Origin of the sequence: Bradyrhizobium sp. CCBAU 53415, assembly GCF_028128735.1 — a bacterium.
GTDB lineage: Bacteria > Pseudomonadota > Alphaproteobacteria > Rhizobiales > Xanthobacteraceae > Bradyrhizobium.
The window spans coordinates 95,070-109,411 of sequence record NZ_LBJF01000002.1 but is presented as its reverse complement, the minus strand read 5'-3'; the positions used below and the strand labels follow the sequence as shown (position 1 = coordinate 109,411).

The 14,342-nt window shown below is 66.0% G+C and carries 9 protein-coding genes; 2 read left to right on the top strand and 7 right to left on the bottom strand.

Annotated features, from left to right (window positions below):
• Positions 1-37: 37 nt before the first annotated feature.
• From XH87_RS06875 to pcaF, 4 genes are all read right to left on the bottom strand, one after another.
• Positions 38-1,726: a methyl-accepting chemotaxis protein gene (locus XH87_RS06875; protein WP_271586650.1), complete on the bottom strand. Its 1,689-nt coding sequence runs from the start codon at positions 1,724-1,726 to the stop codon at positions 38-40.
• A gap of 257 nt (positions 1,727-1,983) precedes the next feature.
• Positions 1,984-2,586 (bottom strand): protocatechuate 3,4-dioxygenase subunit alpha, encoded by a 603-nt coding sequence (pcaG, locus tag XH87_RS06870; protein WP_271586649.1) that lies wholly within the window; start codon positions 2,584-2,586, stop codon positions 1,984-1,986.
• Positions 2,587-3,288 (bottom strand): protocatechuate 3,4-dioxygenase subunit beta, encoded by a 702-nt coding sequence (pcaH, locus tag XH87_RS06865; protein ID WP_158670057.1) that lies wholly within the window; start codon positions 3,286-3,288, stop codon positions 2,587-2,589.
• Positions 3,289-3,493: 205 nt separating this feature from the next.
• On the bottom strand, positions 3,494-4,702 hold the full coding sequence (pcaF, locus tag XH87_RS06860) for a 3-oxoadipyl-CoA thiolase (RefSeq protein ID WP_271586648.1): 1,209 nt from the start codon (positions 4,700-4,702) through the stop codon (positions 3,494-3,496).
• Between the two features lie 215 nt (positions 4,703-4,917).
• Between pcaF and mutS the strand changes: the two genes are divergently transcribed.
• Positions 4,918-7,656 carry a DNA mismatch repair protein MutS gene (gene mutS, locus XH87_RS06855; protein ID WP_271586647.1) on the top strand — a complete coding sequence of 913 codons (2,739 nt, stop codon included), beginning with the start codon at positions 4,918-4,920 and terminating at the stop codon, positions 7,654-7,656.
• A 94-nt stretch (positions 7,657-7,750) separates the two neighbouring features.
• Here the strand turns inward: mutS and XH87_RS06850 are convergent, their stop codons facing one another.
• From XH87_RS06850 to XH87_RS06840, 3 genes are all read right to left on the bottom strand, one after another.
• The gene (locus tag XH87_RS06850) at positions 7,751-9,427 is read right to left on the bottom strand and encodes a methyl-accepting chemotaxis protein (protein ID WP_271586646.1); all 1,677 of its coding nucleotides are present in this window, start codon (positions 9,425-9,427) and stop codon (positions 7,751-7,753) included.
• A gap of 382 nt (positions 9,428-9,809) precedes the next feature.
• Entirely contained in the window at positions 9,810-10,619 is an 810-nt protein-coding gene (locus XH87_RS06845) for a hypothetical protein (RefSeq protein WP_035702845.1), read from the bottom strand.
• Between the two features lie 168 nt (positions 10,620-10,787).
• Positions 10,788-11,297 carry an OsmC family protein gene (locus XH87_RS06840; RefSeq protein ID WP_271586645.1) on the bottom strand — a complete coding sequence of 170 codons (510 nt, stop codon included), beginning with the start codon at positions 11,295-11,297 and terminating at the stop codon, positions 10,788-10,790.
• 250 nt (positions 11,298-11,547) lie between these two features.
• Between XH87_RS06840 and XH87_RS06835 the strand changes: the two genes are divergently transcribed.
• The gene (locus tag XH87_RS06835) at positions 11,548-14,337 is read left to right on the top strand and encodes a [protein-PII] uridylyltransferase (RefSeq protein ID WP_271586644.1); all 2,790 of its coding nucleotides are present in this window, start codon (positions 11,548-11,550) and stop codon (positions 14,335-14,337) included.
• The last annotated feature ends 5 nt before the right edge of the window (positions 14,338-14,342 follow it).

Here is a 14,342-nt window from a genome sequence, read left to right as displayed (position 1 = left end):
CACTCCCGGGCTCCAGCAGCGGACCTCGTGCCCGACTTCACGCGGCCGCGGTCGAGTCGCGCACGGTCCGCACCACGACCGACCGGAACTGCTCGAGATTGGCCGCCATGCCGGCGATCGCCTGCCTGACGTCCGCGGCGCGCTGGTTGACGGAGGCGGCGTCGCGGCTGACGTTGCCGATCTTGGCCGAGACCTCCTGTGCTGCGGACGCGGACTCGGAAATCGACCGCGTGATCTCCCGCGTTGCGGCGTCCTGCTCTTCCATCGCGGCGGCGACCGAGGTCGCCATGCCATCGATCTCGACGATGTGGCCCCCCATCGCCTCGACGGCATCGACCGCCGCCTGCGTCGAAGTCTGGATCTCTGCGATCAGCCGGCCGATCTCCTCGGTGGACTTGGCGGTCTGGTCGGACAGGGATTTCACCTCGGCAGCGACCACGGCGAAGCCGCGGCCGGCCTCGCCGGCGCGCGCCGCCTCGATCGTGGCGTTGAGCGCGAGGAGGTTGGTCTGGCCGGCGATGCCGCCGATGAGGTCGGAGACGTCGGCGATCTTCTTCACCGAACCCGCCAGCGCCTGAATGGTCGAGCGCGCCTGCTCGCGGCCGGCGACCGCGGATTTGGTGACGGTGCTGGTCCGTGCGACTTGGCTCGCGATCTCGCGGATCGAAGCACTGAGCTCTTCGGCTGCGGCCGAGACGGTCTGCGAGCTGCCGAGCGCCTGGGTGGAAGCCGCCGCGACCGCCTGCGACTGGGCGGAGAGCGAATTTGCGATCTCGGACAGGCTGGCAGCCGCCCGTTCCACGCCATGGCTTGCCGCGCTCGCCGTGTCGACCGAGCGGCCGGTCTCACGCTCGACGGTCTCGGCCATCTGGTGCAGGGCGGAACGCTTGGCCAGCGCCGCCTCCTGCTCCTGCCGCAACTGTTCTTCGCGCAGGCGGAAGTTTTCGACCGCCGCCTGCTTGAACACCTGGAGCGCACCCGCCATCGAGCCGACCTCGTCCCGGCGGTGCGCGAACGGAATGTCGGCGGCGAGATCGCCGGTCGCGAGCTTCTGCATCGTATCCGTCATGCGCACGATCGGACGGACCACGCCGAGGGCCACGCCGAGCAGGCCCGCAGCGATGAAGGCGAGAACGGCGGCGGAGACGCCGAGGAGGACATAGAGGATGGAGCTGTCGCGGTCCGCGGCCAGCTTCTCCATGGCGGCATTCCGCTTGTTGGCGCTCTCGACGATGCTGTCGATCACGGCGCGATGCCCCGTGTAGGCGTCCTTGAGCTGCGCGTAGGCGCGCTCGGACGCCGCCGCGTCCTTGGCCTTGAGCGCCGGCAGGAGCTGGTCGGACGCCTTCCAGAACTTCTGGACCTCGGCGTCGGACTTCGACACCAGCGCCGTCTTCAGGTCGGCCGAGAGGCTGGAGGAGACCCAGAACGCCTTGCGTTCATCGTAGTCCTTGCGAAGCTGGACCAGGCGTTCACCGTGGGCCGCCAGCTGATCCGGCTCGCGCATGGCCAGGGTCGCCTCGAGATAGGCTTCGATGACATATTCCGGTGGCGGCAGAATGTCCGCGATCAGGTCGTTGCCCAGCTTGATGTCGGAGTAGAGCGGGCCGCCGACCTTGAGCTCGCGCAGCGCATAGAGGCTGGTGGAGACGACTGCAGTGAACCCGATGGCGAGCACGATCCCGAACGCGATGATCGCGGAGGACAGCGAAAGGCGAAATTTCATGAAAATAATCCGGTGCGCGCGTCGAAACAGCGCTAACCCTAACCGGATACGGTAAATACGGGATTTCGCGGGGACGAAATCTCCGAAAAGAATGCTCGCAAAACTACGGACACAGGGCGTCGAACAATCGTTTTTTGAGTCAGTGAAGCTGACATACAGGGAGGCCAGACCTCTCGAGCCAGCTTCGATGCAGCACCGCGGTTGCGCCAGACGAGAAACGCGTGCCGGGCATCCCGACGTCGCCGGCACGCAATCGCTCAGACGTCGAAGAACACCGTCTCGTCGTCACCCTGGAGCCGCAGGTCGAGCCGGTAGACCGCCTTACCCGCCTCGCGCGCCGCGGTCAGCGTGGCGCGGCGGTCAGCCGGCACCAGCGCAAGCACGGGATCGGCGGCGTTACCGGTCTCGTCGCTGAAATAGATGCGGGTGTAGAGATGCCGCAGCATGCCGCGGCCGAACACCGCAAGCAGGATGTGCGGCGCCTGCGGCTTGCCGCCGGGATCCGGCACCCCGCCCGGCTTGATGGTCTCGAAGGCGTAGTTGCCGTCCTTGTCGGTGCCGCAGCGGGCAAAGCCGCGGAAATTCGCATTCGGCAACGCACGCTTGTCCTGCGGGTCGGCGAAGCGTCCCTGCGCATCGGCCTGCCAGATCTCCAGCATGCAATCCGGCACGGCAACGCCGTCGCCGTCGAACACGCGGCCCTCGATGCGGATGCGATCGCCTGAGACGTCGGGGGTCAGCGTCGAGTTGGTGAACGCGTCGTTCCAGGCGTACTCGCCGTTCGGCGTCAGGCCGTATTTGAAGAACGGACCGACGGTCTGCGATGGGGTGATCCCGTCGGGCTTCACAGACTCTTGCACTTAATGGTTCTCCATGGGGGTGGCGTTCTTGCCGCGCAGCACGACGTCAAAGCGGTAGCACAGCGCCCATTCGGGCTTCGTGTTCTCGAGATCGAACGACGAGACCATCCGCGCCCGCGCCTTCTCGTCCGGCACCGAGTTGAAGATCGGATCGAACGGAAACAGCGGATCGTTCGGGAAGTACATCTGCGTCACGAGGCGCGTGACGAAGGAATAGCCGAACACCGAGAGATGGATGTGCGCGGGGCGCCAGGCGTTGTGGTGATTGCCCCAGGGGTAGGCGCCGGGCTTGATGGTGACGAAGCGATAGTAACCGGAAGCATCGCTCACGGTGCGGCCCGCCCCGGTGAAATTCGGATCGAGCGGCGCCGGGTGCTGATCACGGACATGGACATAGCGGCCGCAGGAATTGGCCTGCCAGATCTCGATCAATGAATTCGGCACGCCGCGGCCGTCCTCGTCTCGCACATGGCCGTGCACGATGATGCGCTCGCCGAGCGGCTCGCCGCTGTGCTGGCGGGTGAGATCGTCGTCGCCCTCCCGCACGGTCTCGTGTCCGTAGACCGGACCGGTCAGCTCCGACAACGTATGGCGCATCGGGATCAGGGGCTTGTTCGGCGCTCGCTTGATCGAGCTCTTGTAGTCGGGCGACAGCGGCAGCGGATGCGCCTTGTTGCTGTCAGTGGGATAGATGAACGTCATTGGCGAACTCCTCCCCGGCCATTGTAGTCCGGCCGGACAACGCTTCCGCCAATCATTATAGGATATAACTAATTTGGGGAAGCGGGTTTCACGGCTTCCCGAAGCTGTCATTCCGGGGCAGCCCGCAGGGCTGAACCCGGAACCTGGAGATCCCGGATACCACTCCAACGAGCGGCTCCGGGATGACGAGACGCCGCGCGTCTCGTCAGTTCAGCTTCTCGATCGCAACCGCTGCGCCCTGGCCGACGCCGACACACATGGTGGCGAGCGCGAGCTTGCCGCCGCGCTTCTCCATGCCGTGCACGGCGGTGAGGGCGAGGCGGGCGCCACTCATGCCGAGCGGATGGCCGAGCGCGATGGCGCCGCCATGCGGATTGACGAAATCGGCGTCGTCCTTGACCCCGAGCTGGCGCAGGCAGGCGATGCCCTGCGAGGCGAAAGCTTCGTTGAGCTCGATCAGGTCGAAATCGCTGATCTTCTTGCCGAGCCGCTCCATCAGCTTGCGGGTGGCCGGAACGGGACCAATGCCCATGATGCGCGGCGGCACGCCGGCCGAAGCGAGCCCGAGGATGCGCGCCCGCGGCGTCAGGCCGTGCTTCTTCACCGCAGCTTCGGAGGCCAGGATCATGGCGGCGGCGCCGTCATTGACGCCGGACGCGTTGCCGGCCGTCACGGTGCCGGGATTGCGCACGATCGGCTTCAGCTTGGCGAGGCCTTCCAGCGTGGTCTCGGGACGCGGATGCTCGTCCTTGTCGATCGTAACAGGGCCGGCCTTCCCGCCGGGGATGGTGATCGGGATGATTTCCTCGGCGAAATAGCCCGCCGCGATCGCCGCGCCCGCGCGCTGCTGCGAGCGGATGGCGAAGGCGTCCTGGTCGGCGCGCGAAACCTGGAATTCCTCGGCGACGTTCTCGCCGGTCTCAGGCATGGCATCGACGCCGTACTGCGTCTTGAGCAGCGGATTGATGAAGCGCCAGCCGATCGTGGTGTCGAAGATCTCGGCCGAGCGCGAGAAGGCTTCCTGCGCCTTGCCCATCACGAAGGGGGCGCGCGTCATCGACTCGACGCCGCCGGCGATGGCGAGCTCGATCTCGCCGGCGCGGATGGCGCGGCCCGCTGCGCCGACTGCATCCAGCCCCGAAGCGCAGAGCCGGTTCAGGGTCTGGCCGGGAACCGAATCCGGCAGGCCCGCCAGCAGCAGCGCCATGCGCGCGACGTTGCGGTTATCCTCGCCGGCCTGGTTGGCGCAGCCGAAGAACACTTCGTCCACCTGCGCCCAATCGAGATTGGGGTGCTTTGCCATCAACGCCTTGATGGGGGCTGCGGCCAGATCGTCGGCACGCACCTTGGCGAGCGAGCCGCCGAAACGGCCGATCGGGGTCCGCACGGCATCGCAGATAAAGACGTCACGCATCGTTGTTCTCCCTGAATGCCGCGGTCCGGCCAAATTCTTCAATGTCGGCGGAGTTTTAGGAGGGCGCCCGCGGCAGGTCAATTGACTGATGCGCGCGTGTTCCGAGGGGGCTGCACGCCGCAAGCGCATGCCACCGTGCGGACAACGTGGAAAACCTCGCCTCTCCGGCCAAAGCGATAGGAGCAGGTGCCGAAATTTTGTAGGTTGCGCCGCCCATGACGATGCAACAGCCGATACCTGTCCCGCCCCCCGACGACACGCCCGCGCCGCAGGCCGAAGCCGCCGCGCGCGTCACGCCGATGATGGAACAGTACCTTGAGATCAAGGCGGCGCATCAAGGCTTGCTGCTGTTCTACCGGATGGGCGACTTCTACGAGCTGTTCTTCGAGGACGCCGAGATCGCCTCCAGGACGCTCGGCATCGTCTTGACCAAGCGCGGCAAGCACCAGGGCGCCGATATCCCGATGTGCGGCGTGCCGGTCGAGCGCTCCGAGGATTACCTGCATCGGCTCATCAGCGCCGGCCACCGGGTCGCCGTCTGCGAGCAGACCGAGGATCCCGCTGCGGCCAAGGCGCGCGGCAACAAGAGCGTGGTACGGCGCGGCGTGGTGCGGCTGGTGACGCCGGGCACGCTGACCGAGGACACGCTGCTCGACGCGCGCTCCAACAATTACCTGCTGGCGATCGCGCGCGCCCGCTCCTCGGCCGGCGGCGACCGCTTCGGCCTCGCCTGGATCGACATCTCGACCGCCGAGTTCATGGTGACGGAATGCTCCAGCGGCGAGCTCCCCGCAACGCTGGCGCGCATCAACCCGAACGAGGCGATCGTCGCCGACGCGCTCTACAACGACGGCGAGCTCGGACAGACCCTCCGCGAGCTGCCGGCCGTGACGCCACTGACCCGCGATGTCTTCGACGGTGCCACCGCCGAGAAGCGGCTATGCGACTATTTCGCGGTCGCGACCATGGACGGGCTGTCCCAGCTCACGCGCCTGGAGGCCACCGCCGCGGCCGCCGCCGTCACCTATGTCGACCGCACCCAGGTCGGCAAACATCCGCCGCTGTCGCCGCCCGCGCGCGAGGCTTCCGGCGCGACCATGGCGATCGATCCGGCCACCCGCGCCAATCTCGAGCTGACGCGGACACTGGCCGGCGAGCGCCGCGGCTCGCTGCTCGACGCCATCGACTGCACGGTGACCTCGGCGGGGTCGCGCCTGCTCGCACAGCGCCTGGCGGCGCCACTGACGGATGCCCCGGCGATCGCCCGACGGCTCGACGCGGTCAGCGCCTTCGTTGCCGATTCCGCGGCGCGCGAGGACATTCGCAGCATCCTGCGCGGCGCACCCGACATGTCGCGCGCTTTGGCTCGGCTTTCGGTCGGCCGCGGCGGACCACGCGATCTCGCCGGCATCCGCGACGGCATCATCGCCGCCGACCAGGTGCTGGCGCGGCTCTCCGAACTGGACGAGCCGCCGCAGGAGATCGCGGCAGTGATGGCGGCGCTGCAAAGGCCGTCGCGCGCGCTCGCATCCGAATTCGCCAGCGCGCTCGACGAGCAGCTGCCGCTAATCAAGCGTGACGGCGGCTTCGTTCGCCAGGGCTTTGAGCCCGCGCTCGACGAGGCGCGAAACCTGCGCGACGCCTCGCGCCTCGTGGTGGCCTCGATGCAGGCGCGCTACGCCGACGATACCGGCGTCAAGGCCCTGAAGATTCGCCACAACAACGTGCTCGGCTATTTCGTCGAGGTCACGGCGCAGCACGGCGACAAGCTGATGTCGCCGCCGCTGAACACCACCTTCATCCATCGCCAGACGCTGGCAGGGCAGGTGCGCTTCACCACTTCCGAGCTCGGCGAGATCGAAGCCAAGATCGCCAATGCCGGCGATCGCGCGCTCGGGCTCGAGCTCGAAATCTTCGAGCGGCTCTGTGCGAAAGCGCTCGATATCAGCGACGATCTGCGCGCTGCGGCGCAGGGTTTTGCGCTGCTCGACGTCGCGACGTCACTCGCCAGGCTGGCGGTGGACGAGAACTATGTGCGGCCCGAGGTCGACGGCTCGCTCAGCTTCGCCATCGAGGCCGGCCGCCATCCCGTGGTCGAGCAGGCCCTGAAGCGCAACGGCGAGCCGTTCATCGCCAATGCCTGCGACCTGTCGCCGGCGCCAGCGCAGAAGTCCGGTCAGCTCTGGCTGCTGACCGGCCCGAACATGGCCGGCAAATCGACCTTCCTGCGCCAGAATGCGCTGATCGCGCTGATGGCGCAGATCGGCAGCTTCGTGCCGGCCACGCGCGCGCGGATCGGCATCGTCGACCGTCTGTTCTCCCGCGTCGGCGCCGCCGACGATCTCGCCCGCGGCCGCTCCACCTTCATGGTGGAGATGGTCGAGACCGCGGCGATCCTGAATCAAGCCGGCGAACGCTCGCTCGTCATCCTAGACGAGATCGGTCGCGGCACCGCGACCTTCGACGGCCTCTCGATCGCCTGGGCCGCGATCGAGCACCTGCACGAGAGCAACCGCTGCCGGACGCTGTTCGCCACGCACTATCACGAGCTGACCGCACTCTCGGCCAAGCTGCCGCGGATGTTCAACGCGACGGTGCGGGTGAAGGAGTGGCAGGGCAACGTCGTGTTCCTGCACGAGGTGCTGCCGGGCTCGGCAGACCGCTCCTACGGCATCCAGGTCGCCAAGCTCGCCGGCCTGCCGCCGGCGGTCATCACGCGCGCCAAATCCGTGCTCTCCAAGCTGGAGGCGCAGGACCGCGGCCAGACCGCGCGAGCCTTGGTGGACGACCTGCCGCTGTTCGCCGTCCCCTCGCGCGCCGCCGCGGAAGCCGCGCCGCCGAGCGAGGCCGAGTTGCTCATGGAGGCGGTGAAGGCGCTGCACCCCGACGAGATGTCGCCGCGCGAGGCACTGGACGCGCTCTATGCGTTGAAGGCCAGGCTGCCGAAGCAATAGTGGTATCGTAGCCCGGATGAGCGAAGCGACATCCGGGGACGTATGTCCTGCATATCGCTGCGCTCATGCGGGCTACAAATGCAGGCTGGATAGCCTACGCCCTTGCCGCAATTGCTGCCGCTTCCGCGGCCGCGCGCTGCATGCTGGTCGACATCTCGTTGGTCACCGTGCTCTGCTCCTCGATCGCTGCGGCGGTCGATGTCACGTACTCGCTGACATTGTTGATCGCCTGCTTGATCGAACCGAGCGCGCTGACGACGTCGCCGGAAATGCTGTTGAGGCTGCCGATCTCCTCGCCGATCTTGTCAGTCGCCTGCTTGGCCTGGTTGGCGAGGCTCTTGACTTCGGAAGCGACCACCGCGAAGCCGCGGCCGGCCTCGCCTGCGCGGGCTGACTCGATCGTGGCGTTGAGCGCGAGCAGGTTGATCTGCCCGGTGATGCTGTTGATCATCTCGACGATGCCGCTCATCGCCTGCGCAGCTTCGGTGAGGCGCTGGGCCTGCGCGTCGGCGGAGGAGACCTGCTCGACCGCGCTCATCGCCGTTTCCCGGGATTTGGTCATCGCCTCGGAGATCTCCCGCACCGAGGCGTTGAGCTCCTCCGAGCCGGCGGCGACCGATTCCATCATGCCGCGGACGCGCTCATTGCCCATGCGGACCAGCACCTGCCGCGTGGTGTCGGTGGCGTATTTCACCACCTTGAACGGCTTGCCGTTGAGATCGAGGATCGGATTGTACGAGGCCTGGATATAGACCTCCTTGCCGCCCTTGCCGATGCGCTTGTATTCCGCCGCCTGGTATTCGCCGCGATTGAGCGCGGCCCAGAACTCGCGATAGCCGGCGCCATCGCGCTCCGAGGGCTCGACGAACATGCTGTGATGCTGGCCCTTGATCTCGGCCAGCGAATAGCCGAGCGCGCCGAGGAAATTGGCGTTCGCGGTGATGATCGTGCCGTCCATGTTGAACTCGATCACCGCCTGGGCCTTGTCGATCGCGGCGATCTGGCCGGCGAGATCGGCATTCTTCAGCTTGTCCGCTGTGACGTCGGTGGCGAATTTGACGACGCCGAACGGCTTGCCGTTCTCGTCGAGCAGCGGATTGTAGGACGCGAGAATCCAGACCTCGCGGCCGCCCTTGCCGATACGCTTGAACTCCCCGGCCTGGTAATCACCTCGGTTGAGCGCGGCCCAGAACTCGCGATAGGCGGTGCCGTTGCGCTCGGCCTCGGGCACGAACAGGCCGTGATGCTTGCCCTCGATCTCGGCTAGCGAATAGCCGAGCGCCTTGCAGAAATTCTCGTTGGCCGTGACGACGGTGCCGTCGAGCTTGAATTCGATGACGGCCTGGGCGCGGCTGATGGCGGCGATCTTCGACGCATCCGTCATGCTCCGGATCTTCTTCGCCGTGATGTCGGTCGCAATCTTGGCGACCATCACCGCCTTGCCGTTGCCGTCGAGCACCGGATTGTAGGAGGCTTCGATCCAGACCTCGCGGCCACCCTTCGCGATCCGCTTGAACTCGCGCGCCTGATACTCGCCACGGTTCAATGCAGCCCAGAACGCCTTGTACTCGGCGGTGTCGCGCTGATCGGCCGGCACGAACATGGAGTGATGCTTGCCCTGAATCTCGTCGAGCCGATAGCCGAGGGCGTCGAGAAAGTTCTTGTTCGCCGTGACGATCGAACCATCGAGATTGAATTCGATCATGGCCTGCGAACGGCCGATGGCGTCGAGCCGTGCCTGTGCATCACTGTGGGACTTGCGACCGAACATCAAGGAATCTCCATCTCGAAATAGCGTGGACGGCTCGTAGGGGAAGTAAAAGTTGCGGCGACACAGCCGTATTCAAATCGACAATTCCCGCGAGTCCCTGCACTCGGATGCAGCTAGGACGAGTTCGCGCTGACGACAGCGGAGCGGGTACGCTGAGTCATTCGTAAGCGAAAAGCTCGAACAAAGTTCTAATACAAGTGTCGGAAATTGGCGGGACCTGGAACGGCCTCCGCTCGCGTCGCGATCAGTCCCGGCCGGCGGCCCGGCTTGAAATGACACATCTCATTCAATGGCTTGCGAAGACGCTGCATTGCCCTCGAGCATGAGATAGATATTCCCGGACATGACTTTTCGCGACACGGCGGCGCGCTGATCCGTAGTCTCACGGCGTCGGCCGCGCCTTGCGCACCGCGCGCCGACCAATCCCCCACAGCGTCAGATTCCAGACGACGCAAGTGCCGAGCGCGAAGCTCAAACCGATCGCGGACCCGAACCACACGACTGCAACGTGCAGAACGGCGATGGCCATGCCAAATCCGAGCAGGCCCCAGGCGGAGTTGGCGAGCACGGCGGCCGTCGGCGGTCCACCGATGCGGGGATGCAGGATCACCATGATGCTGGAGAACACCACGGGATAGAGCGCGATGATGCCGCTGATGCGAGGGCCGACCCAGCTCGATGTCGAGACCACGATGGCGACGAGGGTCGCAACCAGCGCAGCGCGCATGGGCACGTCGTACCAGCGGCGCGTCACCAGGGGCATCTTCACATGGCGATAGCCCGCCAGGAGCGGAATGCAGATGCCGAACGCGATCAAATTGACGGCGAGCCCAGCGGGAAGCGACCAGTCGAACTGGCGGATGATCGATGCAAGCACGATCCAGACCGCGATTGCGCTTCCACAACTCACGAGAAGCCCATGTCGCTGCGCCAGCACGACATAGGTGAGCGCGAGAACGATCGTCGCCGCATTGACCGGCAGGCTCGCCAGCGCACCCTGCGCGATGAAGGCGGCGTCATGATCGATCGCGAGGAAGACGTAGGAGGGACCGGCCGAGACCGGCAGGGTCGCGACCAGCGCACCAATCACCGGCCCGGAGCGTTCGGTGACGATCGACGCCGTCACCACGAACGCCGCCGCGATCGCCATGCGCAGAAGAAGGAAGAGGAGGAAATGGAGGTCGAGAGACATTCTATCCGTCATTCCGGGGCGCGCGAAGCGCGAGCCCGGAATCCATAACCACAGGCCGTTGTGGTTCTAGAGCTGGAGCGACGACCGTCCGAAGTCACGGCGGCCTGAGGTTATGGGTTCCCGCCTACGCGGGAACGACACCATCCGTGGAGTAGCGACCTTCGCTCCTCACATCCGCTGCAGCGACACCAAGACTTTCGGGCCGCTCTTGATGGTCTGATAGACCACGCAATAGCGCTCGGTGAGTTTCAACAGCAGATCGAGCTTGTCCTGCGGCGCGTCGGTATCGACCTCGAAACGCAGCCGAATCTCGGCGAAGCCGACCGGGGTCTCCTTGTCGATGCCGAGCGTGCCGCGGAAGTCGAGATCGCCCTCGGCGTAGACGTTGCCGGTCTTCAAGGGCACTTCGATCGCAGTCGCGACCGACTTGAGCGTGACGCCGGCACAGGCGACCAGGGCTTCGAGCAGCATGTCGCCGGAGCAGAGTTCGAGGCCGGAACCGCCGGTGCCCGGATGCAGACCGGCCATTGCGATGGCGCGCCCGGTCTCGACCTTGCAGGCGATGCCTTCGCTATCGGTGGAGCCCTTGGCCTTCAGCGTGATCAGCGCGGCGTTGGGATCGGTCTTGTAGCGCTCCTTGATCGGGGCTTGCATCTGGCGCAGTTGGACAGCGTCCATCTCGTTCTCTCCCGGAAAAATCGCATCTGACGAGCGGTATAGAAGGCGATCCGTTTCGTGTCAGCCCATGATTGATCGAAGCTGCCATGAACGCCCGGAGCTCAAATCCGAAAATCCAGCATATTCATTATGTTACGTCAGACCATCGAGACCGGCCCCGCGCCCCTCCCACCTGTGCAGCCAGGCCCATCTGTGGCCCTCTCGCGAATGTCTCGTGACAGCGCCTGTCACCTCTTATATCCGGAGAGACATGGACAGCATCGCGACTGAGCAGAAGGCCGGGGTGGACGATCGTTTCGACACCGCGCGTATCACCGCCGCGGTCGATGCGCTTGCCGAAAATTACCAGGGGCGCGAGGACGCGTTCCGCACGGCGATGGCGCAACTGCTCAAGGCGGAGCTGATCGCGGCGCGCGCGGCCGCGCAGGCAATCCTCCTGAAGGACCGTCACGGCCGGCGCTGCGCCGAGCGGCTGTGCCACGTGCAGGACGAGATCATCCGCATCCTGTATTCGGCCGCGACCCGCCATCTCTACCGCTCGCCGATCCCGAGCGGCGCCGAGCGCATGGCGGTGGTGGCGACCGGCGGCTATGGCCGCGGCCTGATGGCGCCGGAATCCGACATCGATCTGCTCTTCATCCTGCCCTACAAGCAGACCGCCTGGGGCGAGCAGGTCGCCGAAGCGATCCTGTATTGCCTCTGGGACATGGGGCTGAAGGTCGGCCACGCCACGCGCTCGGTCGACGAATCGATCCGGCAGGCGCGCGGCGACATGACGATCCGCACTGCGATCCTGGAGACGCGCTTCCTCACCGGCGACAAGCCGCTCTACGAGGAGCTGGTCGAGCGCTTCGACAAGGAAGTCGTGCAGGGCACCGCGTCGGAATTCGTCACCGCAAAGCTCGCCGAGCGCGAGGAGCGGCACCGCCGCGGCGGCCAGTCGCGCTATCTGGTCGAGCCCAACGTCAAGGACGGCAAGGGGGCCTTGCGCGATCTGCACACGCTGTTCTGGATCGCCAAATACGTCTACCGCGTGCGCGATACGAACGAGCTGGTCGGGCGCGGCGTGTTCGACGCGCAGGAATATCGCAGCTTCCGCCGCTGCGCCGATTTCCTCTGGTCGGTGCGCTGCAATCTGCACTTCTATTGCAACCGCGCCGAAGAGCGCCTCTCCTTCGACCTCCAGCGCGAGATCGCGGTGCGGCTCGGCTACACCTCGCATCCCGGCATGCAGGACGTCGAGCGCTTCATGAAGCACTACTTCCTGGTCGCCAAGGAGGTCGGCAACCTCACCGCCATCCTCTGCGCCAAGCTCGAGGACCAGCAGGCCAAGCCCGCCCCGGTGCTGAGCCGGATGATGGCGCGGTTGCGACCGAGCGCGGTGAAGCGGCGCGTCCCGGACAGCGACGACTTCATCGTCGACAACAACCGCATCAACGTCGCCGCGCCCGACGTCTTCAAGCACGACCCGGTCAATTTGATCCGCATCTTCCGCCTGGCGCAGAAGAACAACCTCGCCTTCCACCCGGATGCGATGCGCGACGTCACGCGGTCGCTGGGCCTGATCAACGCGCAGCTTCGCGAGAGTCCCGAGGCCAACCGGCTGTTCATGGAGATCCTGACCTCCGACAACGCGGAGATCGTGCTGCGGCGGATGAACGAGACCGGCGTGCTCGGCCATTTTATCCGCGCCTTCGGCAAGATCGTCTCGATGATGCAGTTCAACATGTATCATCACTACACCGTCGACGAGCACCTGATCCGCTGCATCGGCTTCCTCCAGGACATCGAGCGCGGCGGCATCGAGGAGTTCGCGCTCGCCAGCGACCTGATGCGCAAGACCCGGCCCGAGCACCGCGCGGTGATCTACATCGCGACGCTGCTGCACGACGTCGCCAAGGGGCGGCCCGAGGATCACTCGATCGCCGGCGCCAAGGTGGCCCGACGGCTCTGCCCGCGGCTCGGCTTCAGCCCGGCCGACACCGAGCTCGTGGCATGGCTGATCGAGGAGCATCTGACGATGTCCACGGTCGCACAGTCGCGCGACCTTTCGGATCGCAAGACCATCGAGAATTTCGCCGCCGTGGTGCAGTCGGTCGAGCAGATGAAGCTCCTGACCATCCTGACCACGGCCGACATCCGCGGCGTCGGCCCGGGCGTGTGGAACGGCTGGAAGGCGCAGCTTTTACGCTCGCTATATTATGAGACCGAACCGGTGCTCACAGGCGGCTTCTCGGAAGTCGACCGGGGAAAACGCCTTGCCGCCGCGCACGCCGAGTTCCGCATGGCCTTCGCCGAATGGCCGAAGGACGAGCTCGATGCCTATATCGGCCGACACTATCCAGCCTACTGGCTCAAGGTCGAGCTGCCGCGCAAGATCCGCCACGCCCGCTTCGTCCGCTCCAGCGAGCAGGCCGGCCACAAGCTCGCAATCAATGTCGGCTTCGACGAGGTGCGCGGCGTCACCGAGCTGACGATCTTCGCCGCCGACCATCCCTGGTTGTTGTCGATCATCGCGGGCGCCTGCGCCTCGGCCGGCGCCAACATCGTCGACGCCCAGATCTACACCACGACCGACGGTCGCGCGCTCGACACGATCTCGATCTCCCGGGAATACGACCGCGACGAGGACGAGGGCCGGCGCGCCACGCGCATCGGCGAGATGATCGAGGACGTGCTGGAGGGCAAGCTGCGCCTGCCCGAAGCAGTGGCGCGGCGCACCGTACGCAGCAAGGCGAGGCCGTTCGTGATCGAGCCGGAAGTGACCATCAACAACCAGTGGTCCGACCGCTATACCGTGATCGAGGTCTCCGGCCTCGACCGGCCCGGCCTGCTCTACGAGCTGACCACGGCAATCTCCAAGCTCAATCTCAACATCGCCTCGGCCCATGTCGCGACCTTCGGCGAACGCGCCCGCGACGTGTTCTACGTCACCGACCTCCTGGGCGCGCAGATCAACGCGCCGACGCGGCAGGCCGCGATCAAGAGCGCGCTGACCCATGTGATGGCCGGCGACAAGGCGGTTCAGCCGGCAGCGTGAGCGGA

What these genes read in the sequence shown, in the direction of transcription:
- XH87_RS06875 (WP_271586650.1), bottom strand. Translation starts at nt 1,726, where the DNA reads ATGAAATTTCGCCTTTCGCTGTCCTCCGCGATCATCGCGTTCGGGATC.
- pcaH (WP_158670057.1), bottom strand. Translation starts at nt 3,288, where the DNA reads ATGACGTTCATCTATCCCACTGACAGCAACAAGGCGCATCCGCTGCCG.
- pcaF (WP_271586648.1), bottom strand. Translation starts at nt 4,702, where the DNA reads ATGCGTGACGTCTTTATCTGCGATGCCGTGCGGACCCCGATCGGCCGT.
- mutS (WP_271586647.1), top strand. Translation starts at nt 4,918, where the DNA reads ATGACGATGCAACAGCCGATACCTGTCCCGCCCCCCGACGACACGCCC.
- XH87_RS06850 (WP_271586646.1), bottom strand. Translation starts at nt 9,427, where the DNA reads ATGTTCGGTCGCAAGTCCCACAGTGATGCACAGGCACGGCTCGACGCC.
- XH87_RS06845 (WP_035702845.1), bottom strand. Translation starts at nt 10,619, where the DNA reads ATGTCTCTCGACCTCCATTTCCTCCTCTTCCTTCTTCTGCGCATGGCG.
- XH87_RS06840 (WP_271586645.1), bottom strand. Translation starts at nt 11,297, where the DNA reads ATGGACGCTGTCCAACTGCGCCAGATGCAAGCCCCGATCAAGGAGCGC.
- XH87_RS06835 (WP_271586644.1), top strand. Translation starts at nt 11,548, where the DNA reads ATGGACAGCATCGCGACTGAGCAGAAGGCCGGGGTGGACGATCGTTTC.